Source organism: Vibrio sp. SCSIO 43086 (assembly GCF_051132235.1).
Classification (GTDB): Bacteria; Pseudomonadota; Gammaproteobacteria; order Enterobacterales; family Vibrionaceae; genus Vibrio; species Vibrio diabolicus.
Genome location: NZ_CP072677.1, coordinates 189,260 through 215,099, shown reverse-complemented (window position 1 = coordinate 215,099; position 25,840 = coordinate 189,260). Strand labels below are relative to the sequence as shown.

Sequence of the window (25,840 nt, the reverse complement as noted above, 5' to 3'; positions counted from 1 at the left end):
CTCATTGCAACTAACGAGTAGTGCTATTTTTGTTCGGTGATTAACTCGGAAAGGTAACGTCCGTAATCATTTTTTTGCATCGGTTTTGCAATAGATAGTAGCTGGTCCCTTGTTAACCACCCATTGCGCCACGCAATCTCTTCTAAACAGGCAACTTTCAGGCCTTGAACATTCTCAATGGTTTGAACAAACGAAGAGGCTTCATGCAGGCTTTCATGTGTTCCAGTATCTAACCAAGCAAAACCTCGCCCTAGTAATTGAACATTCAGGTCACCTTGCTCAAGGTACATCTGGTTTAGCGTCGAAATCTCTAACTCACCACGAGCTGAAGGTTTAACTTTTTTTGCCAATTCGACGACTCGGTTATCATAAAAATACAGCCCAGTGACAGCATAATTGGATTTAGGCTTTACTGGTTTTTCTTCAATTGAAATCGCCTGCATATTGGCATCAAATTCTACAACGCCAAATCGCTCAGGATCTTTAACCTGATAACCGAATACCGTCGCACCACGGCTCTTCATCGCAGCTTGCTGAAGAATAGGAGTGAACCCCTGCCCATAAAAGATGTTGTCACCCAGCACTAAACATACTGAGTCATCGCCAATGAATTCTTCGCCAATGATGAAGGCTTGGGCTAAGCCGTCTGGGCTTGGCTGAATCGCGTATTGCAACTCAATGCCAAACTCTGAACCATCACCTAATAGGCGCTGAAAACCCTCCTGGTCTTCTGGCGTGGTGATGATCAAGATTTCACGAATACCCGCAAGCATGAGTACCGACAACGGGTAATAAATCATTGGTTTGTCATAAACCGGCAGTAACTGCTTAGAGACACCGCGTGTTATAGGGTAAAGGCGAGTGCCCGAGCCACCTGCTAAAATAATGCCTTTCATTATTCGCCCGCTCCTAATCGCTCTAAACTGTATGAACCATCAAGCACGCGTTGCCACCATTGCTGATTATTGAGGTACCATTCCACGGTTTTGCGAATACCGCTTTCAAACGTTTCTTCTGGCGTCCAGCCAAGCTCTTGAGCGATCTTGGTGGCATCAATTGCGTAGCGCACATCATGACCAGGGCGATCTTTGACATAAGTGATCAAAGATTCATAAGACTCGACCCCGGCCGGTTTTTCTGGACGCAACTCTTCAAGCAAAGCACAAATGGTTTTCACCACTTCGATGTTGGCTTTTTCGTTATGGCCACCAATGTTGTAGGTTTCACCGACTTCACCTTCGTTGACCACTTTGTACAGCGCGCGTGCATGATCTTCCACAAACAGCCAATCTCGGATTTGCATACCATCGCCATACACAGGCAACGGCTTGCCGTCGAGGGCATTTAAAATCATCAGAGGGATCAACTTCTCTGGGAAGTGGTACGGGCCATAGTTGTTTGAGCAATTGGTGACAAGTGTCGGTAAGCCATAAGTACGTTGCCAAGCGCGAACCAGATGATCGCTCGACGCTTTAGATGCGGAATATGGGCTACTCGGCGCGTATGAAGTGGTTTCGGTGAACAAATCATCCGTCCCCTCTAAATCGCCGTACACTTCGTCCGTAGAAATATGATGAAAACGGAATGCCGATTGGCGCGCTTCATCTAGGTTCGACCAATATTGACGCGCCGCTTCAAGCAAATGGTAAGTGCCCATCACGTTGGTCTCAATAAAAGCAGCAGGACCATCAATAGAACGATCGACATGAGACTCAGCCGCTAAATGCATCACCATATCGGGTTGATGCTCTGAAAACACGCGGTCTAGTTCAGCTCGGTCACAGATATCCACTTGCTCGAAGTAGTAACGTTCACTATCTGAGACATCAACCAATGACTCTAGATTCCCTGCGTAGGTCAGTTTATCTAAATTGATAACAGTATCTTGAGTGTCACGAATGATATGTCGGACAACAGCTGAGCCGATAAAACCAGCTCCACCGGTTACTAATATTTTCTTCACGAATGTTACCTACGTTAATTTGTGTGTCATCAGATACACATGAATACTTATGATTGTAATTTATGGACTCACTCGAGCGTCGTTGGACACAAGAAAGGCTTACTTAGGGCAATCAATATAAAATGATAAAAAACTCAATTAAGATTGAGAAGCATAACCGTCCTGAAAGTGTTCAAAATCGGATTCTTGCCAAATAATCTGTCGCTTTAAACGCTCTTTATTAAATGAACGCAGGAGTCTATTTAGATTTTGATCTTTCCAATCACCAGAAGTTTCAAAACGACACTTATCAAAATCGATAATCCATACCTTATCTTTGTCGTCGATCAAGATATTGTGGATATTCAAGTCGGTATGGTTAACGCCAACCTGATGCATCTTGGCAATTTCTTGCCCTATTTTCTGATACATTTCTGCCGATAACGATTGTTCTTGCAAGATACTAACCAGATCTCTGGCGTTTGGGATTCGCTCACTTAATAAATCAGCTTGATAGAAGAGCCCTGACTTTACGGCTCTTGCTGAAATTGGACGAGGAACGTGCACCCCAGCCTCAATTAGCGCCAACAAAAGCTGAAACTCTTGCGCACAACGGGTGTTATCCCAGCCAGAGAACCAATAATGATCGTTAACCAACTTCCCAAACAAACCGCCACGACGGTAATGACGCAGTGCTGCTTGCATGTTCTCTAGTTGGATAAACCAAGTCGTGCCTCTACCCGTCGCACTGCCAACCACCTTGTCTAAGGACTGCCAGTATTCCGCATCAAATATCGGTTGGCTAGGGTCTGTAATGATCTCGTCATCAAACCAGATCATTTGGTTGTTGTTTTGATACTGTTGAGTCACGCGCTTACCCTCTAGCCTAAATATCGGCTGGCTAATATATACAACCAAGTAAATCCGGCGAACACCAATGCAACCATAACGGCAGCAGAGCCTATGTCTTTAGCTCGACCACTGAGTTCATGCCGCTCAATACCGATACGATCAACCACAGCCTCAATAGCTGAATTCACAAGCTCTACAATCAAGACTAACACCACGACCCCGATCATTAAGATACGCTCAACCATGCCGACATCCACTAACCAAGCCAAAATCACAGCGATACTCAACAGAGCCAACTCTTGTCGAATGGCGGCTTCATGCTTAAAAGCCGCTTTTAATCCTTGGATCGAATAACCCGTCGCTTTAACGATGCGCTTTAGCCCGGTATTACCCGGTTTGCCAGATTCTTGCGATTGATGCGGTGTTATCTTTGACATTGCAGAACACTTATCAGTACTTAGCTATATTCGAGCCGTGTATTTTACATTTATTGGGGATGTCTGCATAATTTACCTGCCTCTATTCATCGAATCAGACAATAATTATGTTCACTTCTGCCCCATCGTCATTATGCATCTTGCGTTTGTCCGCTATTGGAGACGTTTGCAATACCATCGCCACCGTTCAAGCTATTCAGAAACACTGGCCTTCGACCCAGATTACTTGGATAACGGGTAAACTAGAAGCCCAGTTATTAGCCGCCATTGATGGCGTAGAAGTGATTGTTTTTGATAAAAAAGCAGGACTCGATGGCTACAAATCGCTTTGGCGACAGCTGAAAGGCAGAGAGTTTGATGCGCTATTGCATATGCAGTACGCGATTCGAGCGAGTGTCGCGACGTTGGGCATTAAAGCAAAATACAAACTTGGTTTCTCTTCTGATAGAAGCCAAGATTTTCAGACGCTATTTACCAATGTCAAAGTGCCTTCCCCGCAATCTCTGCATGTCGCAGATGGCTTAATGGCCTTTGCCCATCAAATTGGGGTACCAAAGGCAGAACTGGACTGGGTACTTTCTTATTCAGACCACGACCAAGCTTGGGCAGAGTCTCATATTTCTCGTAGTAAACCTAACCTGCTGATTGTGCCTGGTGCGAGCAAAGCTTATAAAAACTGGAACGCGGAAGGTTATGTGGATGTGATTCATCACGCCAGAGCAAAAGGCTGGAACGTGATTCTGGCAGGCAGCCCTGCTCAGGTAGAATTGGACCTGGCAGAGACCATTCAATCTCGCTTGGAAGAACCGTGTCTAAATTTAGTTGGACAAAGTTCAATTCTGCAAATGCTTGCGTTAATAGATAAGGTTGAAATGGTCATCGCCCCCGATACCGGACCAGCACACATGGCGAATGCAATGAAAACGCCAATCATCGGGCTCTATGCACACCATAATCCGCTGCGAGTAGGACCTTACCGTTATCTAAAATACGTTGTCTCAGTGTATGAAGCAACGATCTTTGCGGAAACAGGCAAAAACAGTCACGAGTTAAGCTGGCGAACTCGCGCTAAAGATGAAACGGCAATGAACCGCATTACTAACACTCAAGTAATGAGCATGTTCGATCAAGTCTTAGAAGATTTGTATCCTCAATACCAGTAAACTTACTGTCTTGATTTGTTAAGAAGGAAATGACCTTGTCCAAACCAACCTTAGCCGTTGCCTTAATTGTAAAAAATGAAGAGAAGCACTTACAAGCTTGTCTAGACACAGTAAAAGATTGGGTCGATGAGATTGTCCTTCTAGATTCGGGCAGCACTGATCGTACCGAAGAAATCGCCCGACAATACACAGATAAGTTTTACACCAACCTAGATTGGCCAGGATTCGGTAAACAGCGCCAACTTGCGCAGCAATACGTTACGGCAGACTACGTTTTATGGCTTGATGCAGACGAACAAGTCACTCCAGAGCTAAAAGAAAGTATCTTACACGCGGTATCAGCCAATAAGCCGAACGTTTTATACAAGCTTAACCGACTAAGCTCAGCGTTTGGTAAGTTCATCTACCATTCTGGTTGGTCTCCAGACTGGATTGTGCGCTTATATCGCACCGAATATACGCAATATAATGATTCGCTCGTTCATGAAAAAGTTGATGAGAAAAACTATCAAATTGAAAAACTGGATGGTCGACTGCATCACTACACTTACGAGCACCTTCATCATTACATCAATAAAACCACTGGCTACCTCAAGGCCTGGACGGATGAACGTGAAGGTAAAAAGAAAGCGGGTTTAACGACCGCTATCGTTCACGCTCTTGCTAGCTTTTTGAAGATGTATGTGCTCAAACGAGGCTTCCTTGATGGCAAGCATGGCTTCATTCTAGCTTGGCTAAGCATGCACTCTACTTTTGTAAAATATATCGACCTCTACTTACGTGAACAGGCAAAAAAATCATGAAAACGACTTTAATTATCACCACTTACAACTGGAAAGAAGCATTAAAAGCGGTGTTAGAAAGCGTGAAACGTCAAACCGTTTTGCCTGATGAAGTCATCGTTGCAGATGACGGTTCTCGAGACGATACCAAAGCAATGATCGACCAACTGCGTGACGGCTTTCCAGTACCACTTATTCATAGCTGGCACGAAGATAATGGCTTTCAACTTTCAATGAGCCGCAACCGTGCTATCGCAAAAGCATCAGGTGACTACCTCATCATGATTGATGGCGACATGGTATTGTCTCAAACGTTTATTGAATCACATAAGCAAGTCGCAAAGCCAAATTGGTTTGTACAGGGTGGACGTGTGTTAACGGATGAAAACTGCAGCAAGGCCATCATGGAAAACGGCTTAGTACCTTCTATCTTCAGCAAAGGCATTCGCAATCGTAAAAACTGCATCACCAACGCTTTGCTATCGAAATGGTTCTCTTACGAGCGCAATAACGATAAAGCCACTCGCGGTTGCAACATGGCGTTTTGGCGACAAGATGTCATCGAGGTGAATGGCTTCAACCAAGATTTTGTTGGATGGGGACGCGAAGACAGCGAGTTTGTTCATCGCATGTTGAATGCGGGTAAGTCACGTCTTTACCTAAAATTCGCAGGTGTAGGCTACCACTTGTACCACGTAGAAAACTCTCGTGCGTCACTCGGACAAAATGACGAGATTTTAGAGAACACCATTAAAAACAAGCTTAAACGCTGTGAGAATGGTGTTGAACAATTTCTAGAAGCTTAAGATTATAAAAAAGGGGCGAAACGCCCCTTTTTTATTTTTGCTGAGATAAAGCGAAGTACTTATCGGCAACCATCAATGAGATCAAACGCTCTTTACGTTTATCTTTGAACTGCTCAACCCACTGGTGCGCATTTTCAATGATCGCTAATGCTTCTTGCTCATTCGCTAGATAATAGTCCATCTTTTCGGGCAAATCCGAATAGTCATCCTTCACTTCAACATAGTGGACACCAGCCTCTAACTTACCTTCCATAAACCAAGTCTCATATTTTGGCTTTGACATAATAACCAAGGAGTTAGACGACATAGCCCACTTAAGGTTGGTGGCCACATCATTGCCTTCTATACACAACAAGAACTTGTATTGAAGTTGCTCCTCAATGCTCATAAAGCCTTTTTCCCAAGGCTGCCCTTCTACCGGGCGGGTCTGGCCAATGTTGCATTGCGGATGGTTGTAGAACGCATGAATCACCTTTTGACGATGAGGCTGAAAACCCACACCACGCCAAGCGACCATGTCCTTTTTATCTTGATAGCGAATAGGATCATCAACAAATTTAAAATGACGAACTTGGTTGAGTTTCAATACCACTGAATTTTGGTTGCTACCAAAAATAGGGCGGCTTTTTATAAAGCTCGGTACATTGGGAATGTGTGTAACATCACCGTTGATGTAGTTAAACGCAAAACTGGAAGGGAAATAGCGTACAACTTGGCGAAGATCGAAAAAATACGTCCAACCTTTCGTTTTTTTGAATGTATCGACAGTCGCGTAACTTTGTTCTCGGCTATCGACTGAAAACGGCGTTTCACACTTGTTGTAATAGTTCACCCGCTCAAGGCAGAGTTGCTTCTCGGCTTCAGTTAAATTCGAAAGTAAACGCTTTGCTTGTGCTCGATATACAAAACGAGGGATAAGTATCGAGAGAGCGTTTGAGAAATAATAAGGGAATTTACTGTCTTTCATTCAGTTTTTCCCCAATCGCGATGGCTACTGGCTTGGGAACGAACTGATCGATACTTCCGCCATGAATGGCCACTTCTCTCACGATAGTCGACGATAGAAACGCAAACTCTTCTTCAGGTGTCAAAAATACACTTTCGATACCTGGTAATAGCTTTCGGTACATGTTGGTCAGTCCAAACTCGTATTCAAAGTCTACCGTTGTTCGCAAACCACGAATAAGAACCTTAGCTTGCTCATCTCTCGCGAAATCCACTAATAACCCGGAGAACCCCTTTACCGTCACACCAGGTAAATGCGCTACAACGTCCTGCATCAGTGCAACGCGCTCTTCCAATGAAAACATGGTGTTCTTCGATGGGCTTGCGGCTACGCCAATCACAACCTCATCAAACATTTCGTGAGTGCGTTCTATTAGATTGAGATGACCATTAGTCACTGGATCAAAAGTGCCCGGATAAATGACTTTCATATAATTTACTAAGTTATTCGAAACTGATTGAATTATTGAGGCTCGAGCGCAAGATTACAACAACTTAAGCTAGATAATAGCTCGACTTACTTCTGACACTCACTACAAAAGAAGGTATTACGCTGCCCTATTTTTAGCTCTTGAAGTCGTTCGCCGCATTCTGGGCATGGCTCTCCGGCTTTTCCGTAAACTAATAACTCTTGTGCGAAGTAACCCGGCTTTCCATCGGCTTGCGCAAAGTCTTTCAGCGTAGTCCCACCTTGCGTAATGGCAATCTCAAGTGTCATTTTGATATTTTCAACAAGTACCCCCCACTCTTGAGAAGTCAGCTTACCTGCGGGCCTTGAAGGGTGAATTCGAGATTTAAACAACGACTCATTCGCGTAGATGTTCCCGACACCAACCACGACTTTGTTGTCCATGATGAACTGCTTGACAGCAACACGCTTATTTTTAGCTTTCTCCGCTACATACTCCGCGTTGAACTCTTCAGTTAAAGGCTCAGGCCCCATGTTTGCTAGTACAGCATGTGACTCGCCAGGAGCACACCACAACCATGCCCCAAAACGACGCGGATCGTTATAACGTAGTATTTTTCCACTACTTAGTTTGAGATCCACATGATCGTGCTTTGCTGGCGGAAAGTCGGCATCTAGGACACGTAAAGACCCAGACATGCCCAAGTGAACAATGGCTGTACCTGTGTTTGTCTCGATCAGTAAGTATTTCGCACGACGGCTAATCGCACGGATCACCTGCCCTTCCAATTTTTTAAGCTCTATAGGAATATCCCAGCGCAATTTAGGCGTTCGAAAAGTAAACGACTGGATCGTTTGTCCAACCATGTGGGGGCTAATCCCCATACGACTGACTTCTACTTCTGGCAACTCAGGCATTAGATTCTCCAATTCACCGGCTAATAGTTCTCGCTGCTAGCATAATCGAAAAGAAAAACGATAAATAGAGAAGCTTACTAGGGGTATAGACGCAAAAAGGCTTTACTCTGGCATAAGGTAGTTTTCATCGACGGAGATAGCGACCCATTTGTCTTGCCAGGTTTTAAATAGCCAGAAATCAGGTAAACGAAAGAAAGTCACCCGCTGCGGCTCTTCGAGATCTTGATACCAGACTTCTACCGTTTCAGGTGCCGTCAGGTTAGGTTTTAAATGATCTAACTGTTCCGAGGTAAGCTCGGTCCCTTCCAATGATTGCCAGCGTGATACAAGTTCACTGATCGGTGCATCGACTTTGACGTTAGATTGCCACCGTCCATCATGCAGTTCGAACTCCCAGCCACTATAGTACAAAGACTCCACCGTATAATCGGAGCGAAGTACATTTGGGTAGGGGTCTGCTTGGTCTGTTAATAGGTAAGTTTTGATCCACATCGGCGCATTTAAGATCACTATAAACGCGATAATGCCCAGAATAAGAATATTGTTCCATCGGCGGCGACGAGCCGGACTCACACGCATAACCATCTCTACTCTCTTATAGTTATGAGTAAACTACCAAAGAGTATTGAGCTTGACTAGAACAACGGTGTGCAAGTGTGTAGGGAAGTGGTAACTAAGCGGCAGAGAGCGATAAATCAAAAATTCTAGTGTAGCGTCGGACCGATAAAATGACTTCAGCAGTGCTTTATTACCCGATAACGTACTGAACACTTTTTCAGCACTTTTTTATTCAGGTAATAAAAAACCCAACTCGAAAGTTGGGTTTTTCAATTCATCAAAGAGACTGAAACCAATTATTTGATTTTTGCTTCTTTGTACATAACGTGCTGGCGAACTACTGGATCAAACTTTTTGATCTCAAATTTGCCTGGCATATTACGCTTGTTCTTATCAGTTGTGTAGAAGTGGCCTGTACCTGCAGAAGATACTAGACGGATTTTCTCACGAACGCCTTTCTTTGCCATTGCTTATTTCCTCTTAAACGTTTTCGCCACGTGCACGCATGTCTGCAAGAACAGTATCAATACCTTTCTTGTCGATGATGCGCATACCTTTAGCAGATAGACGTAGTTTAACAAAACGTTTTTCGCTCTCTACCCAGAAACGATGAGTTTGTAGGTTCGGCAGAAAACGACGCTTAGTAGCATTTCGTGCGTGTGAACGGTTGTTACCCGTTACTGGACGCTTACCAGTTACTTGGCATACTCGTGACATGAATGTCTTCTCCAAAATCGTTTCAGCTCGATATCAACCTTGGTGGCCGAACCTCTCTATCTCTCGAAAAGAAGTTAGAGGTTAAGAACCGCTATGGAAAATCCATACAAGGCTATCAAAGGTCGCGCATTATACTAACTTGATATGCATTGCTCAAGACCCGAACAGATCCTTTTTACAGGTTTTCGTGATCTTTTTTTAGACAGCAGATTTTTTTAGCAGTCCAAGCTGAATTCAGTTAAAAATTTAGTGGCGTGGATGATAGCAGATTTTTAGCAACTAACAACCTAAAAAACGCACAGTTATATCCAGCCTCTTTCAGCAAAAGAGACACTTTCCCCATCTCCGATGACGAAATGGTCCAAAATACGAATATCCACCAATGCTAATGCGTCGGTGAGACGCCTTGTAATCCTTCTGTCAGCTTGGCTCGGCTCAGCAACGCCTGAAGGATGATTGTGCGCCAAAATCAAAGCCGCCGCATTATGATGCAGAGCTCGCTTGACGACTTCTCTCGGATAAACCGACGCGGCATCCAACGTTCCTTCAAATAAAATTTCATCTTTTATCACTCGGTGCTGGTTATCGAGAAAAAGAATATAAAAAGCCTCTCTTTGCCGATCCCTTAAAATAGAAGACAGATATAACTTAGTTTGGTCGGGACTGGTTAAGGCATCACCACGCTTTAGCGTCTCCGCCAAGTAGCGTTGCGTCATTTCTAGTACCGCTTGCAACTGAACATACTTGGCTTGCCCCAATCCTTTGTGACGACAAAACTCTTGCTCTGATGCTGAAAATAGTTGTCTGAGCGAACCAAAGTCTTGAATAAGGAAGTCTGCAAGCTCAATCACGTTCATTCCGCGGGTGCCTGTGCGCAAGAAGATGGCCAGTAGCTCAGCATCGGTCAATGCTTGCGGTCCTCGTTGCAACAACTTCTCTCTGGGCATGGACTCAGTTGGCATAGCTTTCAGTATCATCTGATGTCTCTTTATATGGAAAGTGCCCCTATTCCACAAAACAAAAAGCGAAAGTCGAGTATGACTTTCGCTTTCTTCGTACCATCAGTGCTTTCAATGCAACTTAACAGTTCATCAGAGTTTAAAGTTGCCAACCAAGCCGTGAATTTCTGTTCCAGATTGTGATAGCTGCGTGCTGATTGACTCGGCATGCTGCAACGTCTCATTAATGTTGTTCACGATCTGTTGAATAGCCACTAAGTTTTGGTTGATGTCTTCTGCAACCGCACTTTGCTCTTCGGCAGCAGACGCGGTTTGAATACCCATATCTCGAATTGTTCCGATAGAATGATGAACACTAGAAAGAGATTGCTGAATGAGCGCCGATTCTTCCGCCGTTTTTACACCTCGTTTTTGGCTCACCGACATCGTACTGACCGCTCTTGATACACCATTTTGTAGCTGCTTAAGCATGTCACCAATTTCATGAGTACTATTTTGCGTACGACTGGCTAGCGAGCGAACTTCATCCGCAACGACGGCAAATCCTCGGCCTTGCTCACCGGCTCTAGCCGCTTCAATCGCCGCATTTAGGGCCAACAAATTCGTTTGCTCGGCTATCTCGCCAATCACATCCAGCACTTTGGTTATTTTTTCGGTTTGTAAACTCAACTCAGAAATTGCATCTGACGTACTGTCTATCTCCCTCACTAGCTCGGTAATGCCTTCAATTGCTTGTTCCACTTCACGCTGAGCTTCGGTAACTTGACTGTTGGCATCCTCAATCGCCTGCGCGGTCGCATTGGTATTGCTGGCTACTTCTTTGGCTGTCATACTCATTTGTGTCACTGCCGTCACGACTTTGTCCGTCTCTAAACAGTGATCCTGCATTTGACCGCTCGCTTGGCTGGTCTGAGTGTTCAGGCTTTGAGAAACGGTCTGTACTGTCGTCGCAGAGCGGTGGATATCCTGCATCAGTGGGTGCAGCTTATCCATAAACTCATTAAACGCGGCCGCCACTTCACCGACTTCATCCTGACTTTCGACTTTTAAACGAGCCGTTAAGTCACCGCCGCCTGCGGCTACATCTTTCAATGACGCCGCGACATGTTGTAATGGCTGAATGCCTTTCGACACCACGATACTGGTGAGAACACTGGTAATGATCAACCCAACAACGGAAATCAACACGGCAGATAACGTATGCTCTTTTAGCTCTTGAGTCTTTAACTCTCTGTGCATCGCAACTTGCTGGTCGATGTCATCAATATAAACACCAGTGCCTAAAACCCAGTCCCATTTCGATAAATATTCTGCATAGCCTAGCTTAGGCGCTTGTGCGTCAATGGTCGGTTTGTGCCACGAGAAATAGAGGAACCCATCCCCTTTTTGAGAAGCATCAATCAAGCCCGCGATAACTGCGACCCCATTTTCATCTTTTAAGTCGTAAAGGTTTTTACCCTCTAAAGAAGGTTTGATGGCATGTAACGTATTCACACCTTGAGAGTCGTAGGCAAAAAAGTAACCATCGCTTTCAAAGCGCATGGCTTTCAGAATTTCTTTTGCTGCCTCTTTATTACTTCCATTTACATCCGTGTCGTATAACGGTTTTATCGCCGTCACACCCATCATCATGTAGGCTTGTAGCTCTTTCTTCTTCGTTTCGATGAGCTCTTGCCTGTCTCTTGCCAGCTCCGCTTCCAAACTTTTACTGCTGTTGATGTAATACACCACTGAGATCAACGTAGTGATCAACAACAACGGAATTAGGGTTATCAGCAGCAACTTGTTTCGACTTTTCAACACCATGGTTTCCAGTACCTCTTTTTCTTTTCAGACTTGCAAACTCCGCGCAACTTGTCTGTGAGGTAGGCGAGAATTTTCCCTTCCTCGGTCAGATTAATACTCTGGAGTTTGATGTGAATTATCTTCTCGTTATATATGCTCGGGCGGTCAGACTTTGAATTGTGTTAAAATCCGGTCATCAAATTGGAGATCTCACATGCAAACACTAGCAGGAAAGAAAATTCTACTCGGCATCAGTGGCGGTATTGCCGCGTATAAATGTGCGGAGCTAACCCGTCGCCTCATAGAGAGAGGAGCGCAAGTTCAAGTTGTAATGACGAAAGCAGCAAAAGAGTTCATTACCCCTTTAACCATGCAAGCCGTTTCGGGCCGTCCTGTCTCGGACAGTTTATTAGACCCAGCAGCGGAAGCCTCTATGGGCCATATTGAATTGGCCAAGTGGGCAGATTTAGTGCTATTAGCGCCAGCGACCGCGGACTTAATCGCGCGCATGTCCGCAGGCATGGGAAACGATTTACTTACCACGCTCGTGCTCGCGACGGATTCCCCTGTTGCAGTTTCTCCTGCGATGAATCAACAGATGTATCGCAATATCGCAACCCAAGAGAACATCGCTACGTTAGCGCGTCGCGGTATGCACATCTGGGGCCCTGCGGCAGGAGAGCAAGCCTGTGGTGATGTGGGACCAGGTCGAATGCTGGAACCAATGCAGCTAGTGCATCTATGTGAACAGTTCTTTCAACCAAAATTGCTAGAAGGTAAGTCGATACTCATCACCGCTGGCCCAACTCGCGAAGCGATTGACCCAGTGCGTTACATTACGAATCATAGCTCCGGGAAAATGGGCTATGCATTGGCGAGCGCCGCAGCGCAGATGGGAGCAAAAGTCACCCTCGTGAGCGGTCCTGTTAGTTTAAATACGCCCGTAGGTGTTGAGCGCATTAATGTTTCCAGTGCACAAGAGATGCACGAAGCCGTTATGACACACGCAAACAAGCATGATGCGTTTATTAGCTGCGCTGCTGTTGCCGACTACCGCCCACAAACGATCGCGTCTCAAAAGTTGAAAAAGACAGAAGACAACGACGAAATGGTCATTAATATGGTTAAAAATCCTGATATTGTTGCTTCTGTAGCAGCAATGACGGAAAAGCGTCCGTTTACCGTCGGTTTTGCGGCTGAAACCAATGATGTAGAGACCTATGCTCGAGGCAAGTTAACAAAGAAAAACCTCGATATGATCTGTGCGAATGACGTTTCGGTTGCAGGGCAAGGATTTAACAGCAACGACAACGCGATTACCCTGTACTGGCCTGAGGGTGAACTTGCGCTTGCTTTAGAATCAAAAGAAGCATTGAGCTTTAAAATTCTCGAAAAAATGCATCACTTGATGTAACTAACGTTTGAAAACCCTGCCAACTTTTCACAAAAGCTGGCATAAATTTGGTACAAACATGACAACTAAGGGTGTTAAATCTCCCATTCCACCCTTAGTGGTCTAGTTTGAGGCGAAATAGCGTCTTATAATCCCCTCCGCTCAACTTTGTATTTTGAAAGGAAGTAACTAATGGCCGGCAGTAAAAAATCCAACCGTCGTGAAGAGATCTTACAAGCATTGGCAGAAATGCTTGAATCAACAGAAGGCGCTTCACGCATTACTACGGCAAAACTGGCCAAGCAAGTCGGCGTTTCAGAAGCCGCGCTGTATCGTCATTTCCCAAGTAAAGCGCGCATGTTCGAAGGGTTGATTGAGTTCATTGAAGAAGCCTTGATGACACGTATCAACCGTATTCTAGACGACGAAAAAGATACTCTAGAGCGTATTCGTATGGTGATGCACCTGATTTTGGCGTTCTCTGAACGTAACCCTGGTCTGACACGCATTTTGTCGGGCCATGCTCTAATGTTTGAAAATGAACGCCTACGTGAACGCATCAATCAACTCTTTGAGCGCATAGAAACACAATTGCGCCAGATCCTGCGTGAACGTAAGATTCGTGAAGGGAAGTCTTTCCCTGTCGAAGAGCGCATCTTAGCCGCGCAAATTCTGGGACAAGTTGAGGGTAGCCTAAACCGCTTTGTGCGTAGCGACTTTAAATACCAGCCGACTGCAAACTTTGACGAGTACTGGGCGCTTTTGAGTGCACAAATAAAGTAAAAGACTATGAGTAAAGACAAATACACGCAGCCCGAGTTTTCTCTTTCACTTCTTCACCCTCGTAACTGGGGCGTATGGCTTGGGTTTGGTCTGTTGGCCATCCTCGTCAATATTCTTCCTTATCGGCTGCTGCTTTCATTAGGTCGTTCACTCGGCAAACTTGGCATGCGCTACGGTAAAAAGCGTGTCCACGTTGCTCAACGTAACTTAGAATTGGCCTTTCCAGAGAAAACACCTGAAGAGATTCAACATATTGTTGAAGAGAACTTCAAAAATACCGGTATGGCACTCATAGAAACCGGGATCACTTGGTTCTGGCCGACTTGGCGCTTTAAAAAACTTATCGTCGAGAAAGATCTCGGCGCACTGCGTGAAAAAGCCAAAGAAGGTAAAGGCGTCCTACTTTGTTGTGTCCACGCTCTTAATCTAGAGATCACTGCGCGTGCTTTCGCCGTGTTAGGCGTGGCCGGGTACGGCGCGTTTCGTCCGCATAATAATCCTGCTTATAACTTTATCCAGTATTGGGGACGGACACATAACGGTAATAAACTGATTGATCGTAAAGATGTGAAAAAGATGATTCGTGTATTACGCAGTGGTGAGCGTCTGTTCTATCTGCCGGATCACGATTACGGTCGCAAAAAATCTGTATTTGTGCCCTTCTTTGCCGTAGACGATGCGTGTACGACAACTGGTACAAGCATTCTGGCGTATACCTCAAAATGTGCGATCATCCCAGGCTCAGGGTTTCGCAATGGTGAAGGGAAATACGACATCATCGCCGATAAGTGCATTGAAGCCGACTATCCACAAAAAGACGAAGTCGCCGCTGCCGCTTATATGAACAAGTATGTGGAAGAGGTCATTCTGCGCGCTCCAGAGCAATGGATGTGGCTCCATAAACGCTACAAAACCATGCAAGATGAGCATGTCGAGAAAGGCATTCGCTATAAGTAAGTCGTCAAGGCGATAAATCCAAAAACAAAAAAAGGGCAGATGGATATCCATCTGCCCTTTTTACTTTTTCAGAAAAAATAACAAATTAAATGCCGTATTCCGAGCGATAGGCTTTAACTGCTTCCAAGTGCTCAGCAGCGTCACCTTTCTCTTCTAAGTAAGTCACAAGATCACCCAAACTTACAATTGAAATCACGGCACAACCAAAGTCACGCTCAACTTCTTGAATCGCAGAAAGCTCGCCCTTGCCCTTCTCTTGGCGGTCGATAGCAACCAGTACACCAGCAAGGTCTGCGCCATTTGCTTGAATGATTTCCATCGATTCACGAATCGCAGTACCTGCTGTGATTACGTCATCCACTAGCATGATTCGACCTTCAAGCGCAGAGCCTACAAGGTTACCGCCTTCGCCGTGATCTTTCGCTTCTTTACGGTTGAAGCAGTAAGGCGTGTCGATATCGTGGTGATCCGCCAGCGCGACTGCTGTTGTCGTCGCAATTGGGATACCTTTGTACGCCGGGCCAAACAGCACATCAAACTCAATGCCTGAATCTGCAAGCGCTGCTGCGTAAAAACGACCAAGACGCGCTAGGTCACGACCAGTATTGAAAAGACCAGCGTTAAAGAAGTACGGGCTTTTACGGCCAGATTTCAAAGTAAACTCACCAAACTTAAGAACTTCTTTCTCAAGTGCAAACTCAATAAACTCACGCTGGTATGCTTTCATGGATTTCTCTCAATTTTCTTTTCGTGTGGGGATCAGGTCCTAGGACCTAGTAATATGCAAAAAAATAGCTTCCTTTCGGGGAAGCTATTTAAATAAATCATTAATTTTCTAACGCCGCCTTCTGCGCTGCGACAATTTCCGTAATGCCGATTTTCGCCGACTCGAGCAATGCCATCAGCTGTTCGTGACTGAACGGTTCACCTTCTGCGGTGCCCTGAATTTCAATCATCTTACCTTCTTCTGTCATTACAACGTTCATGTCTGTGTCTGCCGCTGAATCTTCAACGTACTCAAGGTCACACAGAACATCATCGCCTAGCAAACCAACTGAAACTGCCGCTACGTGGCCTTTCATTGGATTCGCTTTTAGCTTACCGCTATCCACTAGGTGTTGGAACGCATCGGCCATTGCAACACTTGCGCCGCTGATAGATGCAGTACGGGTACCACCGTCAGCTTGGATAACGTCACAGTCAACGGTGATCATGAACTCACCCATGGCTTTTAGATCGACAACAGCACGTAGGCTTCGCGCGATAAGACGCTGAATTTCCATCGTACGGCCGCCTTGCTTTCCACTTGCTGCTTCACGACGAGTACGAGAATGTGTTGCTCGAGGTAGCATGCCGTATTCAGCTGTAACCCAGCCTTTACCTTGACCTTTTAGCCAACGTGGCACAGATTCTTCGACGGTCGCATTACACAACACTTTGGTGTTACCGAACTCAACTAGCACTGACCCTTCAGCGTAAGCTGTGTAGTTACGAGTAATTTTGATAGGGCGAACTTGATCCGCCTTGCGATCGTTTGGACGCATGGGCATCTACCTTAAATATGAGGAGAAGACGATTTGGTTGGGCGAAGATTATAACGGAATCGATTCCGGATTCATAGGTTACGCCGCTGGCACAACATAAACAATCCATACATCCCGCGCACCTATCGACGCAGCGTGATACACTCTTGAAGTAATTTTCAAAAAATGAAGACAGGAAAATTCGATGATTTACAGTATGACAGCGTATGCACGCAAAGAAGTAAAAGGCAACTGGGGTTCTGCGGTATGGGAAATCCGCAGCGTGAACCAACGTTATTTAGAAACATACTTCCGCATGCCAGAACAATTTCGTGGATTAGAGCCCGTTTTACGCGAGCGTTTTCGTAAGCGCTTAGCGCGAGGCAAAGTGGAATGTAATCTGCGTTTTGAAGCAAACCCTGCCGCAAAAGGTGAGCTTAGCATCAACGAAGCGCTTGCTAGCCAGGTAATTAAAGCCGCTGAACAAGTCATGCACATGACTGGTGAACTGAGCCGAATCAATCCATTTCAAGTCATGCAATGGCCGGGGGTAATGGAAACTCCAGAGCAAGACATGGATGCGGTAAATAAAGTGCTACTAGAAGCGTTTGATGACGCAATGGATGAGTTTATTGAAGCGCGTGCTCGTGAAGGCGAGAACATGAAAGCGCTGATTGAACAGCGTTTAGACGCCATCTCTGCAGAAGTCGTAAAAGTGCGTGCCCGCATGCCAGAAATTTTAGAATGGCAACGTGAGCGACTATTCTCGAAGTTCGAAGACGCTAAAGTGGAACTGGATCCGTCTCGTATCGAGCAAGAGTTGATTTTGCTAGCGCAAAAATCGGATGTTGCTGAAGAGCTCGATCGCTTGGACTCTCACGTAAAAGAAACCACAAACATTCTGAAAAAAGGTGGCGCAGTGGGTCGTCGTCTAGATTTCATGATGCAAGAGTTCAACCGTGAATCGAACACGCTAGCGTCGAAATCCATCAGCACCGACATCACCGCATCGGGTGTTGAACTGAAAGTTCTGATTGAACAGATGCGTGAGCAGATCCAGAATATAGAATAGACTCCAACCAGTTCCATGCCCATGTATAAAGCCCTTAATTAAAAGGGCTTTCTTATTTCGCTCTTCTATACACACCCATGGAGTTCATCATCAACCACGAATCTGCGGGGAGTAATCAGGCGCAGGCAAGTGGCAATATATCAATGATGTGCCAGTGTGAATCGACATGTGAGATCTCCGTTCGACGTGCGTTTTTATCACGCTACTGTCTGCTGTCTTTGGGCCTTAGAATCGGTCTACCCGATACGGCTTCACGTCAAACTCAGGCTCCACTTGGCGCAATAGGCTAATAACCAACTCTGCACTAATGGCGGCTTGAGTCAGCCCCAAGTGCTGATTCCCAAATGCAAACAATAACCGTGGATGACGCGGGTGCTGGTCTATCACTGGCAACGAATCCGCCAGAGTCGGTCTATGTCCCATCCATTCACTCACTTTAAGAGCAGGGTTGTTTAATCGTGGCAATAGTTGCCTACTGTGATGGCGCAGCACATTAAACCTGCGAGCAAACTCCGGTAAACGCAAGCCACCTATTTCAGTGATCCCAACCACCCTTAAACCAGACGCCAAAGGGCTCATCACAAATTTACGCTCCGCAGAGCCAATCGGATGTTGGAGTGGCGGCGTCTCCATGTCGGCAATCTCTATCGTCAGGTGGTACCCGCGTTCCGCTTCAAGTGGGACAGATATCCCTGTTTGTTCTAACAGAGGCTTACCCCAAGCGCCGGTGCAAAGCACCACGTGCTCGAACTTATTTTGACTCGTCGCTGTGACCACCCCAACGGCGTTCTCTTGCGGAAGAATTTCACTCACTTCTGTTTGTTCAAAACCCCCACCGCGCGCCTGAAAAACCGCAAACAGTTGCTTCGATAGTAAATAAGGATCTTTCACTCGACACGCATTAGGGAAAAACAGAGCGTGACTGACAGTCTCAGCCAGCTCTGGCTCTTTTTCCCTCAGTTGTGCGCCTTGCAGTAGGACACTTTCTATGTCCCATTGAGCAAGGTAAGCAGCATGCGTTTTGGCCTCGTCTAACTTATTTTCTGACTCCCATACCAACAGGTAACCTGACGGAACGAGATATTCTTCGGCCCCTATATCAGCCAAGCAGCGTTGCCAAGCAGGAACGGCCGCTTGATTGAGATGGGAGAGCGCTTGTCGACTGACCTCCACTCGTGCAGAAGAAGCCGAGCGAACAAAACGCGCCAACCAAGGTAGGGCTTGAGGTAAATACTTCCAAGGAAGGGCCAACGGCCCCTTGGGATCCATCCACATCCTTGGCGCGGCAGCCAGTGTCTTTTTCGTTGCCAAAGGATCAATCAGTTCTGTTGCTAAATAGCCAGCATTACCAAACGAAGCGCCTTCCCCCGGCAAACCCTTATCAAACAAAGTGACTTGAAAGCCATGACGCTGTGCTTCTAGGGCGGTACAAAGCCCCACCACTCCAGCCCCCACAACCGCAACGGTGGGCTTGTCGTTAAAAGGGGTATGTTTCGTGGATTGTGTCATGTTCTACCTACTGGCTTAGCTAAAGAATGATTGGATACGGTTTAATGGGTACTGCTACTCGCTGGTGAGACAGCCTCTGTGCTTGCCGTCGCCTCTTGCTCCACACGCTTTGAGAACCACCCTGTCTGGGCGTATAAGATGCCAATCGCTGGTGATAACCAACAAGCAAACGCCAACGGAGCATACAACAAAGCACTGTAATCGCCTGGTGCGACAATCAGCCCCAAGGTTCCCATCACAAATGCACCACCCGCATTCCAAGGGATCAATGGCGAGACTAAGGTTCCGCCTTCTTCAATCGCTCTGGAAAGGTTGAGTCGGCTATAGCCCAACTTGTCATATTGCGGACCAAACATACGCCCAGGTAAAGCAATCGAGAGGTACACATCACCCGACACGGCGTTGGTCGCAACGGAAGTAAGAATGGCATTCGTTTGTAACCCTTTGAAACCTCGTGTCGACTTCATCACGGCATTCACGACCGACTCCAAACACCCAGTTCGCTCCAGTGCACCACCAAATGCCAACGCAAACATCATCAAAGTGATCACCCAAGTCATAGAGGTAACGCCACCGCGATTTAGCAAATTATCCAGCGCGTCCGATCCGGTTTCTATCTTGTATCCACTGTGGGCAAACGTGAGAATGTCATTCAGGTTGTAATCATAATTATGAACCGCGACACCAGCGCCGAGAACAAAGCCAATAAACAGGGCTGGGATCGGTGCTATTTTGTAAAACGCTAATAGCATCACCACCAAGAGCGGCAGTAAAGGCAACAAACCGAGTGAGAAATGACTCTCCATGCCCGATTGAATCGCGGTGATTTGTTGTAGCTGTTGTTGAGCGCCAGAGGTCGCATCCCCCATCACTGCACCACCAAGAATCGAGTACAGCGTCAAAGCGATCAGCATAGCTGGAATGGTTGTCGGCATCATATTACGAATATGAGCGAATACATTGGTTTCGGTTACGGCGGCAGCAAGGTTAGTGGTATCCGATAACGGTGAGATCTTGTCGCCGAAAAAAGCGCCTGAGACAACGGCACCCGCCGTCCAATATGCTGGAATACCAAACGCAAAACCGATTCCAACCAACGCCAGGCCGACCGTGCCCACGGTTGTCCAACTCGAACCAATCGAAAGAGATACCAAAGAGCACAACAGCATGGTGGCTGCCAAAAACCACTCCGGCTCAATCAAGACTAAGCCGTAATAAATGAGGGTTGGCACGGTGCCACTGGCTATCCACGTACTTACCAGCATCCCTACCACAATAAGGGTTGCAATGGAGGGCATCGCCACATGTAAGACACGAAATGCGCCGGATTCGATGTCCTGCCAACGCAGCCCTTGGTACCAGCCAACTAACGCGGTAATAGCAAAACCAATCGCTAACGCAATATGTGGAGTAAAGTCGTCATAATAAAAAATCTGTGTCGCTAACAAGCCAATGGTGAGGATAATCGGTACGACCGCCAAGCCTAGTGGTGGCGGCGCCGTATAATCTGAGTTCTTTTTAGTCATAGGTCTTTTTCCAAATCACGTCGCGAGGGACCGCACCTGAAAAGGTGCGGCGCGCATGGAAAGCCTGATAGCGGATAACAAAGCCGCAAGCAGGGCAAAAGAAAAGCCAAGATATGCGTCGGCCTGATTACGATTTACGCACCCTGCACTGACTGATAAGCCAGAATCGCGCCCGCCAGATCTTCACGAGAGTCGCCAACCGATTTAAACAACGTGATCGCTGTTTCTGGTTCGTCGAGCTCTGCACGTCCTGCATGTTGGCCACGACACAACACCGAAAAGTCCGCTAAAATCTTCTCTTCGGTAATCGCTCCGTCACGGATAGGCATGATCAACTCGCCCGTTTCAACCAGTGCCGCCGCCTTCACATCCACGAATACATTCGCTCTCTGTAACGCTTCGTTGTCGGTCTCGCGCATTGTCGGCGTAAAACTCCCCACCAAATCTAAGTGCGCGCCCGGCTTCAGCCACTCACCTTTAATTAGGGGCTCGGTTGAAAGCGTGGCACAGCTAATGAGATCGGCTTCGCGCGCGACCGTTTCCAGTTGCTCATCGGAGCATGCAATGGCATCAACGCCCTCATCACGCAATTCTGTAGCCAATTGCTCTGCCGCAGCCGGATTAATATCCCACACATGAACAGTTTCAATTGGACGTACACTCATATGAGCTGGTACTAGGCGTCGTGCAACGCGTCCTGCACCAACCATCAACATTTTGCTGGCCGTTTCACGCGAGAGGTAACGAGAAGCCAGTGCCGAGGCCGCCGCAGTTCTGCGCGCGGTGAGCTCATTGCCATCGATCTGAGCCAGCATTTGCCCTGTCTGACCACAACTCAGTAAATAGTGACTGCTGAGTCCAGGTTGATTACGCGCAGAATTCCCCGGAAAGACATTCACCTGTTTGACGCCCAAGTACTCGCCTTCAATCCATGCCGGCATTAATAACAAGGTCGCGCTAGGGTCTTGCGGCACATTCATCGTGTGATGGTGACGAATAGGCGCCGTTACATCTCGGGTAAAAATATCTTTTAAAGCGTCGACCAATGGTAGCCAAGCTAGTGCGTCGCGAACCTGTTGCTGGTTAAGTTGCATGCCATTCTTCCTTCCTTGTTAATATATTGTTATTTTATCTATTAATAGCGCCATTCATTTGCCCGAGACTCTGCGGTATTTAACCCAGACTCCGGAACTGAAAAACTTTGGGAAAGAAAAAGCTACATTGGGCAAACTAAGCGCGCGGATACAAGTAGGAAACTCACTGTGAATCAAACTCAGATAAGAAGAAATGTTATTGCCAGACGCCAGGGACAACACCTGCACAGCTACGCTCAGGTATTGTTAGGCTGGAGAGGCACAATGGCGTGCGAGTTTGAACGCGAAAGTGGAAATATAGGCCATGGCACAGTGGCGATAGTGCCCGATAATGCCCCCCATTTTTATAATGGCTTAAGTGAAGATAGTGAGTTATTAGTCATCGACTTAGCGCCGGCTGACCCTTACATCCAAGCGCTGGAACAAGCGTGTAACTTGTCATTAAAGGAGTCGGTATTTCAGCAGCCTTACTTCCTAGACTTGGGTGCAGAAAGTCAGATATTGCTGGATTTTGCTGCGCAGAAAGTCAGTCAGGGCCAAATGTCACCACAGATAAACTGCCAGCTCGTGTCATTATTTTTAACGCAGCTTGGGCAAATGTCATCCAATGTCACACCACCAGCCCCGCATCGTCGCTTAGAAGCCAGCCATTTGAATACGTATATCGATCAAAACATCTCAACGGCGTTAACCAATGCTCAGCTAGCTCAGGCCATGCACCTCAGTGAAAGCCATTTTTACTGCTTATGCCAAAGGCAGTTTGGAGTGACACCACAAAAGTACGTGATGCAGCGACGCATGCAAAAAGCACAGTTTTTGCTGCGTAACAGCCATATGCCTATGACAGAACTTGCCGCCGAAGTCGGGTTTTCGCAGCTGTCGAGTTTTTCTCGTGCCTACAAACGCAGCTTTCAGCATTCGCCTAGTGACGTACGCCGAAAGTCGCGCTAAACGTATGCACTAGGCCTAACTAAAGGCTGAACAACGTCATTTATGAGTAGTGAATGGCGTTCACAAACCACTCTTTGTAACCTTCTGGGGTTTTGACGCTAAACTCATCGTCGACTTCTATTTTTAGTCTTAGACCCCTCATGGGCATTGCCCCTGTGTATCTATCCATGAACAGGCCACCAGCATTAACAAGCAGTTTTCTAGTGTCCAAACTGATTCAAAAAATCTTCAAATATGAATAAAAATCTTAATGTTTTGTTTTTTTTTAATAAAAACACACGCTCAGAAAGACAGTTCCAAAACATTGAATGATCTAAAAGTCATCGAGTATTGAAACAAAAAAGCCCCGCTAGTGCGGGACTTTCTTTTATTCATCTTTTTCCAAGGTTCTGTTATCAACGTAGGGCCAATAATGATGCCCGACTCTGATGAGCAACGTTGCCGCAGCTAAGATAAACGCTGCCAGAGATAACCACACAACCAAAACCGCATCCAGCTCTTTCATTCCGAGTGTGATATAACGGGCGATCGCCATCATCGCGATATAGATAGGATAGCGTACCGGAATTTTTCCGTTCATCACGAACTGCTGCACCATGGCGAGCACTTCCAGATAGATAAACATCAAAAGAATATCCGTGAGTAAGACACGCTTCTCGACAAATACGTGTACAAACTCTTGCATCATGGCGTACAACGTCGCCAAGGTAATAGAGACTAGTAATACCGCCTCCAAAATATGGAAGATTTTCAGGAACGGTCGACTAAAGGATTTCGGTAAATTCGACGGCATGGTCCATTATCCAGACAAATAAGATAGGCCTTGAGTTTAGCATGCAACGATCTTCAATCAATCATAATACTCAGGCGCCAATCAACACCAAGACCTAACATAGACCTATAAAAATGCTCCGCTTATTTGGCGGAGCGTTTTTGTGTTATAGGACCTGTGGCATCACTTACGCCACTTGCTGCTTTTTTTCAGCCAGGCGCTTTTTCTTCCGATATTTAGGGTGGGTGATCGGAATCGCAGATAGGAGTTTCTTGGTATACTCGTTTTGCGGGTTTGCATAAATTTCTTTCGCGTTGCCTGCTTCTACCACTTTACCAAAATACATCACGGCAACTTTGTCAGAGACGTGTTTCACCACAGAGAGATCGTGAGAGATAAAGATGATCGCCAAGTTCATCTCTTGTTGCAGTTGTAGTAATAGGTTCAAGATTTGTGCCTGTACCGACACATCTAGCGCAGATACCGATTCATCACAAATCAGTAATTTAGGCTTCAATGCAATCGCGCGAGCAATACCGATACGCTGACGTTGGCCGCCTGAAAACTCATGTGGATAGCGGTTGACTGCCGTTTCTGGCAAACCCACCTTGATTAAAAGCTCTTTTACCCACTGTTTGCGCTCGGCTGGCGTACCGATTTTATGAATAACAAACGGTTCTTCTAGAATCATACCGATGGTATGACGCTGATTGAGTGATTCCATTGGGTCTTGAAAGACGATTTGCATGTCTTTACGCAGCGATCGCATCTCTTTGACAGACAGTTTAGTGATGTCTTTACCTTCAAAGAAAATCTTACCTTCCGTTGGCTCGTATAACTTTAAGATCGTGCGCCCAAGGGTGCTTTTACCACAACCTGACTCACCAACTAGTCCCAGTGTTTCACCTTCAGAAACAGACAGTGAAACCCCGTCTACCGCTTTGATGGTGTAGCCTTTCTTGAACAGCCCTTTACCAGAAACAAAGTGCTGCTTAAGATTTTCAATTCTTAATACTTCTTTTGCCATAACATCCTCTTTTATGACTCGTTCACTTTGCCCAGTTAACTGGCAAACATACTGGCATCAATAGGCTTGATATCGATCATCTGCTTCGGCTCATTATCTAAGCTCGGCATCAACCCCATCAAACGCTCTGTATATGGGTGCTGCGGGTTATCAAACAACTCAAAAATTTCTGCTTTTTCGACAATACGCCCACCATACATCACGGCAACATCATCACACACTTCTGCCACAACCCCGAGGTCGTGAGTAATGAAGATCATCGCCATGCCCGTTTCTTCCTGAAGCTCGTTCATCAGTTCAAGGATAGACGCCTGAACCGTAACATCCAACGCCGTAGTCGGTTCATCACAAATCAGAATGTCCGGCTTACAGGCCAACGCCATCGCGATCATGACACGCTGGCGCATACCGCCAGATAGGTTATGGGGATACTCGTTCAATCGTTTCTCTGGCATTGGGATTTTGACTTTTGCCAGCATCTCGATCGAGAAAGCCTCCCGCTCCTTTTTGTCGAGCTCTGGTCGATGGAGTTCAAGCACTTCACATATTTGACGACCAATAGTGTGTACTGGATTGAGCGCCGTCATCGGATCTTGGAAGATGATCGAAATGCGATCGCCACGCATGGCGTACATCTCTTCCGCAGGCAAATCAACTAGGTTGGTGCCGCGATAATTCACTTCACCTTTGATGATGTTGCCATATGGCTTAGGTAAAAGCCCCATGATCGACATTGAGGTTACGCTCTTACCACTGCCTGACTCTCCCACCAGACCGAGTGTACGTCCAGCTCTCACATCAAAGTTCACACCATGCAGCACCTTCACTGGTCCATCATCGGTGGTGAATTCAACTTCGAGATCTTTAACACTTAGGATTACATCGTTTTCCATAACCAAT

General features: G+C 46.2%; 28 protein-coding genes and 1 pseudogene. 8 read left to right on the top strand and 21 right to left on the bottom strand.

Features of this window, described 5'->3' with window-relative positions; genetic code table 11:
• Positions 1 to 23: 23 nt before the first annotated feature.
• The 4 genes from rfbA to J8Z23_RS00965 all read right to left on the bottom strand — a co-directional run bounded on the left by rfbA (position 24) and on the right by J8Z23_RS00965 (position 3,231).
• Positions 24 to 896, bottom strand: coding sequence for a glucose-1-phosphate thymidylyltransferase RfbA (rfbA, locus tag J8Z23_RS00980; RefSeq protein ID WP_150916123.1), 873 nt, complete (start codon positions 894 to 896; stop codon positions 24 to 26).
• On the bottom strand, positions 896 to 1,963 hold the full coding sequence (gene rfbB, locus J8Z23_RS00975; RefSeq protein WP_150916121.1) for a dTDP-glucose 4,6-dehydratase: 1,068 nt from the start codon (positions 1,961 to 1,963) through the stop codon (positions 896 to 898). Before rfbB ends, rfbA begins: the two co-directional genes overlap by 1 nt.
• 138 nt (positions 1,964 to 2,101) lie before the next feature.
• Positions 2,102 to 2,812 (bottom strand): 3-deoxy-D-manno-octulosonic acid kinase, encoded by a 711-nt coding sequence (locus J8Z23_RS00970; protein ID WP_434634500.1) that lies wholly within the window; start codon positions 2,810 to 2,812, stop codon positions 2,102 to 2,104.
• An 11-nt stretch (positions 2,813 to 2,823) separates the two neighbouring features.
• Entirely contained in the window at positions 2,824 to 3,231 is a 408-nt protein-coding gene (locus tag J8Z23_RS00965) for a diacylglycerol kinase (protein WP_258643164.1), read from the bottom strand.
• 107 nt (positions 3,232 to 3,338) lie between these two features.
• On the opposite strand from J8Z23_RS00965, the gene J8Z23_RS00960 reads away from it, so the two are divergent.
• From J8Z23_RS00960 to J8Z23_RS00950, 3 genes are read left to right on the top strand one after another with little or no spacing between them, the layout of a single operon-like run.
• The gene (locus J8Z23_RS00960; protein ID WP_434634497.1) at positions 3,339 to 4,394 is read left to right on the top strand and encodes a glycosyltransferase family 9 protein; all 1,056 of its coding nucleotides are present in this window, start codon (positions 3,339 to 3,341) and stop codon (positions 4,392 to 4,394) included.
• Between the two features lie 35 nt (positions 4,395 to 4,429).
• Positions 4,430 to 5,197 carry a glycosyltransferase family 2 protein gene (locus tag J8Z23_RS00955; protein ID WP_434634494.1) on the top strand — a complete coding sequence of 256 codons (768 nt, stop codon included), beginning with the start codon at positions 4,430 to 4,432 and terminating at the stop codon, positions 5,195 to 5,197.
• Entirely contained in the window at positions 5,194 to 5,982 is a 789-nt protein-coding gene (locus J8Z23_RS00950) for a glycosyltransferase family 2 protein (protein ID WP_150916117.1), read from the top strand. The genes J8Z23_RS00955 and J8Z23_RS00950 overlap by 4 nt, the downstream gene beginning before the upstream one ends.
• 31 nt (positions 5,983 to 6,013) lie before the next feature.
• Here the strand turns inward: J8Z23_RS00950 and J8Z23_RS00945 are convergent, their stop codons facing one another.
• From J8Z23_RS00945 to J8Z23_RS00910, 8 genes are all read right to left on the bottom strand, one after another.
• A complete protein-coding gene (locus J8Z23_RS00945) occupies positions 6,014 to 6,949 on the bottom strand; it encodes a glycosyl transferase family 90 (protein WP_434634490.1) in 936 nt (311 codons plus the stop codon).
• The gene (gene coaD, locus J8Z23_RS00940; protein ID WP_005395788.1) at positions 6,936 to 7,418 is read right to left on the bottom strand and encodes a pantetheine-phosphate adenylyltransferase; all 483 of its coding nucleotides are present in this window, start codon (positions 7,416 to 7,418) and stop codon (positions 6,936 to 6,938) included. The genes J8Z23_RS00945 and coaD overlap by 14 nt, the downstream gene beginning before the upstream one ends.
• Positions 7,419 to 7,504: 86 nt before the next feature.
• Entirely contained in the window at positions 7,505 to 8,314 is an 810-nt protein-coding gene (mutM, locus tag J8Z23_RS00935; RefSeq protein ID WP_257897116.1) for a bifunctional DNA-formamidopyrimidine glycosylase/DNA-(apurinic or apyrimidinic site) lyase, read from the bottom strand.
• A gap of 102 nt (positions 8,315 to 8,416) precedes the next feature.
• The gene (locus J8Z23_RS00930) at positions 8,417 to 8,893 is read right to left on the bottom strand and encodes a hypothetical protein (RefSeq protein WP_048624646.1); all 477 of its coding nucleotides are present in this window, start codon (positions 8,891 to 8,893) and stop codon (positions 8,417 to 8,419) included.
• 275 nt (positions 8,894 to 9,168) lie between these two features.
• A complete protein-coding gene (gene rpmG, locus J8Z23_RS00925) occupies positions 9,169 to 9,339 on the bottom strand; it encodes a 50S ribosomal protein L33 (RefSeq protein ID WP_004410866.1) in 171 nt (56 codons plus the stop codon).
• A gap of 13 nt (positions 9,340 to 9,352) precedes the next feature.
• On the bottom strand, positions 9,353 to 9,589 hold the full coding sequence (gene rpmB / locus J8Z23_RS00920; RefSeq protein ID WP_005384783.1) for a 50S ribosomal protein L28: 237 nt from the start codon (positions 9,587 to 9,589) through the stop codon (positions 9,353 to 9,355).
• 302 nt (positions 9,590 to 9,891) lie between these two features.
• On the bottom strand, positions 9,892 to 10,566 hold the full coding sequence (gene radC, locus J8Z23_RS00915) for a RadC family protein (RefSeq protein ID WP_005395784.1): 675 nt from the start codon (positions 10,564 to 10,566) through the stop codon (positions 9,892 to 9,894).
• A 114-nt stretch (positions 10,567 to 10,680) separates the two neighbouring features.
• Positions 10,681 to 12,354 (bottom strand): methyl-accepting chemotaxis protein, encoded by a 1,674-nt coding sequence (locus J8Z23_RS00910; RefSeq protein WP_193448034.1) that lies wholly within the window; start codon positions 12,352 to 12,354, stop codon positions 10,681 to 10,683.
• Positions 12,355 to 12,547: 193 nt separating this feature from the next.
• Between J8Z23_RS00910 and coaBC the strand changes: the two genes are divergently transcribed.
• The 3 genes from coaBC to J8Z23_RS00895 all read left to right on the top strand — a co-directional run bounded on the left by coaBC (position 12,548) and on the right by J8Z23_RS00895 (position 15,466).
• A complete protein-coding gene (gene coaBC / locus J8Z23_RS00905) occupies positions 12,548 to 13,747 on the top strand; it encodes a bifunctional phosphopantothenoylcysteine decarboxylase/phosphopantothenate--cysteine ligase CoaBC (RefSeq protein ID WP_065646539.1) in 1,200 nt (399 codons plus the stop codon).
• Between the two features lie 171 nt (positions 13,748 to 13,918).
• On the top strand, positions 13,919 to 14,509 hold the full coding sequence (gene slmA, locus J8Z23_RS00900; protein WP_005395778.1) for a nucleoid occlusion factor SlmA: 591 nt from the start codon (positions 13,919 to 13,921) through the stop codon (positions 14,507 to 14,509).
• Between the two features lie 6 nt (positions 14,510 to 14,515).
• A complete protein-coding gene (locus J8Z23_RS00895; RefSeq protein WP_046874110.1) occupies positions 14,516 to 15,466 on the top strand; it encodes a Kdo(2)-lipid IV(A) acyltransferase in 951 nt (316 codons plus the stop codon).
• Between the two features lie 85 nt (positions 15,467 to 15,551).
• On the opposite strand, the gene pyrE is transcribed toward J8Z23_RS00895, so the two are convergent.
• Together pyrE and rph are read right to left on the bottom strand one after the other, a co-directional pair.
• On the bottom strand, positions 15,552 to 16,193 hold the full coding sequence (gene pyrE / locus J8Z23_RS00890) for an orotate phosphoribosyltransferase (protein WP_005395770.1): 642 nt from the start codon (positions 16,191 to 16,193) through the stop codon (positions 15,552 to 15,554).
• Positions 16,194 to 16,293: 100 nt separating this feature from the next.
• Positions 16,294 to 17,010 carry a ribonuclease PH gene (gene rph / locus J8Z23_RS00885; protein ID WP_046874111.1) on the bottom strand — a complete coding sequence of 239 codons (717 nt, stop codon included), beginning with the start codon at positions 17,008 to 17,010 and terminating at the stop codon, positions 16,294 to 16,296.
• A 184-nt stretch (positions 17,011 to 17,194) separates the two neighbouring features.
• Here rph and J8Z23_RS00880 point away from each other — a divergent pair, with 184 nt between their 5' ends.
• The gene (locus J8Z23_RS00880; protein WP_301659458.1) at positions 17,195 to 18,061 is read left to right on the top strand and encodes a YicC/YloC family endoribonuclease; all 867 of its coding nucleotides are present in this window, start codon (positions 17,195 to 17,197) and stop codon (positions 18,059 to 18,061) included.
• A gap of 225 nt (positions 18,062 to 18,286) precedes the next feature.
• On the opposite strand, the gene J8Z23_RS00875 is transcribed toward J8Z23_RS00880, so the two are convergent.
• The 3 genes from J8Z23_RS00875 to J8Z23_RS00865 all read right to left on the bottom strand — a co-directional run bounded on the left by J8Z23_RS00875 (position 18,287) and on the right by J8Z23_RS00865 (position 22,190).
• Positions 18,287 to 19,570, bottom strand: coding sequence for an NAD(P)/FAD-dependent oxidoreductase (locus J8Z23_RS00875; RefSeq protein WP_301659444.1), 1,284 nt, complete (start codon positions 19,568 to 19,570; stop codon positions 18,287 to 18,289).
• A 41-nt stretch (positions 19,571 to 19,611) separates the two neighbouring features.
• Positions 19,612 to 21,096, bottom strand: coding sequence for a Na+/H+ antiporter NhaC (gene nhaC / locus J8Z23_RS00870; RefSeq protein ID WP_301659443.1), 1,485 nt, complete (start codon positions 21,094 to 21,096; stop codon positions 19,612 to 19,614).
• Between the two features lie 134 nt (positions 21,097 to 21,230).
• Entirely contained in the window at positions 21,231 to 22,190 is a 960-nt protein-coding gene (locus J8Z23_RS00865; protein ID WP_109168689.1) for an ornithine cyclodeaminase family protein, read from the bottom strand.
• 168 nt (positions 22,191 to 22,358) lie between these two features.
• Between J8Z23_RS00865 and J8Z23_RS00860 the strand changes: the two genes are divergently transcribed.
• Entirely contained in the window at positions 22,359 to 23,141 is a 783-nt protein-coding gene (locus tag J8Z23_RS00860) for an AraC family transcriptional regulator (RefSeq protein WP_301659442.1), read from the top strand.
• A gap of 40 nt (positions 23,142 to 23,181) precedes the next feature.
• On the opposite strand, the pseudogene J8Z23_RS00855 reads toward J8Z23_RS00860, so the two are convergent.
• The 4 genes and pseudogenes from J8Z23_RS00855 to J8Z23_RS00840 all read right to left on the bottom strand — a co-directional run.
• A pseudogene (locus tag J8Z23_RS00855) lies at positions 23,182 to 23,268 on the bottom strand (transcription elongation factor GreB); the annotation flags it as partial.
• Between the two features lie 240 nt (positions 23,269 to 23,508).
• Positions 23,509 to 23,934: a phosphate-starvation-inducible protein PsiE gene (locus tag J8Z23_RS00850; protein WP_012841209.1), complete on the bottom strand. Its 426-nt coding sequence runs from the start codon at positions 23,932 to 23,934 to the stop codon at positions 23,509 to 23,511.
• Between the two features lie 166 nt (positions 23,935 to 24,100).
• Positions 24,101 to 24,940, bottom strand: coding sequence for an ABC transporter ATP-binding protein (locus tag J8Z23_RS00845; RefSeq protein WP_434634477.1), 840 nt, complete (start codon positions 24,938 to 24,940; stop codon positions 24,101 to 24,103).
• 35 nt (positions 24,941 to 24,975) lie between these two features.
• Positions 24,976 to 25,833 carry an ABC transporter ATP-binding protein gene (locus J8Z23_RS00840; protein WP_005394932.1) on the bottom strand — a complete coding sequence of 286 codons (858 nt, stop codon included), beginning with the start codon at positions 25,831 to 25,833 and terminating at the stop codon, positions 24,976 to 24,978.
• Positions 25,834 to 25,840 lie beyond the last annotated feature (7 nt).

Bases quoted from the DNA above. Each gene is read 5' to 3' on its own strand.
- J8Z23_RS00960 (WP_434634497.1), top strand. From the start codon at position 3,339: ATGTTCACTTCTGCCCCATCGTCATTATGCATCTTGCGTTTGTCCGCT.
- J8Z23_RS00965 (WP_258643164.1), bottom strand. From the start codon at position 3,231: ATGTCAAAGATAACACCGCATCAATCGCAAGAATCTGGCAAACCGGGT.
- radC (WP_005395784.1), bottom strand. From the start codon at position 10,566: ATGATACTGAAAGCTATGCCAACTGAGTCCATGCCCAGAGAGAAGTTG.
- J8Z23_RS00945 (WP_434634490.1), bottom strand. From the start codon at position 6,949: ATGAAAGACAGTAAATTCCCTTATTATTTCTCAAACGCTCTCTCGATA.
- J8Z23_RS00845 (WP_434634477.1), bottom strand. From the start codon at position 24,940: ATGGCAAAAGAAGTATTAAGAATTGAAAATCTTAAGCAGCACTTTGTT.
- J8Z23_RS00930 (WP_048624646.1), bottom strand. From the start codon at position 8,893: ATGCGTGTGAGTCCGGCTCGTCGCCGCCGATGGAACAATATTCTTATT.
- slmA (WP_005395778.1), top strand. From the start codon at position 13,919: ATGGCCGGCAGTAAAAAATCCAACCGTCGTGAAGAGATCTTACAAGCA.
- J8Z23_RS00895 (WP_046874110.1), top strand. From the start codon at position 14,516: ATGAGTAAAGACAAATACACGCAGCCCGAGTTTTCTCTTTCACTTCTT.
- rfbA (WP_150916123.1), bottom strand. From the start codon at position 896: ATGAAAGGCATTATTTTAGCAGGTGGCTCGGGCACTCGCCTTTACCCT.
- J8Z23_RS00865 (WP_109168689.1), bottom strand. From the start codon at position 22,190: ATGCAACTTAACCAGCAACAGGTTCGCGACGCACTAGCTTGGCTACCA.
- coaBC (WP_065646539.1), top strand. From the start codon at position 12,548: ATGCAAACACTAGCAGGAAAGAAAATTCTACTCGGCATCAGTGGCGGT.
- rph (WP_046874111.1), bottom strand. From the start codon at position 17,010: ATGCGTCCAAACGATCGCAAGGCGGATCAAGTTCGCCCTATCAAAATT.
- coaD (WP_005395788.1), bottom strand. From the start codon at position 7,418: ATGAAAGTCATTTATCCGGGCACTTTTGATCCAGTGACTAATGGTCAT.
- nhaC (WP_301659443.1), bottom strand. From the start codon at position 21,096: ATGACTAAAAAGAACTCAGATTATACGGCGCCGCCACCACTAGGCTTG.
- J8Z23_RS00850 (WP_012841209.1), bottom strand. From the start codon at position 23,934: ATGCCGTCGAATTTACCGAAATCCTTTAGTCGACCGTTCCTGAAAATC.
- pyrE (WP_005395770.1), bottom strand. From the start codon at position 16,193: ATGAAAGCATACCAGCGTGAGTTTATTGAGTTTGCACTTGAGAAAGAA.
- rpmB (WP_005384783.1), bottom strand. From the start codon at position 9,589: ATGTCACGAGTATGCCAAGTAACTGGTAAGCGTCCAGTAACGGGTAAC.
- J8Z23_RS00880 (WP_301659458.1), top strand. From the start codon at position 17,195: ATGATTTACAGTATGACAGCGTATGCACGCAAAGAAGTAAAAGGCAAC.
- rpmG (WP_004410866.1), bottom strand. From the start codon at position 9,339: ATGGCAAAGAAAGGCGTTCGTGAGAAAATCCGTCTAGTATCTTCTGCA.
- J8Z23_RS00840 (WP_005394932.1), bottom strand. From the start codon at position 25,833: ATGGAAAACGATGTAATCCTAAGTGTTAAAGATCTCGAAGTTGAATTC.
- J8Z23_RS00910 (WP_193448034.1), bottom strand. From the start codon at position 12,354: ATGGTGTTGAAAAGTCGAAACAAGTTGCTGCTGATAACCCTAATTCCG.
- J8Z23_RS00950 (WP_150916117.1), top strand. From the start codon at position 5,194: ATGAAAACGACTTTAATTATCACCACTTACAACTGGAAAGAAGCATTA.
- J8Z23_RS00875 (WP_301659444.1), bottom strand. From the start codon at position 19,570: ATGACACAATCCACGAAACATACCCCTTTTAACGACAAGCCCACCGTT.
- mutM (WP_257897116.1), bottom strand. From the start codon at position 8,314: ATGCCTGAGTTGCCAGAAGTAGAAGTCAGTCGTATGGGGATTAGCCCC.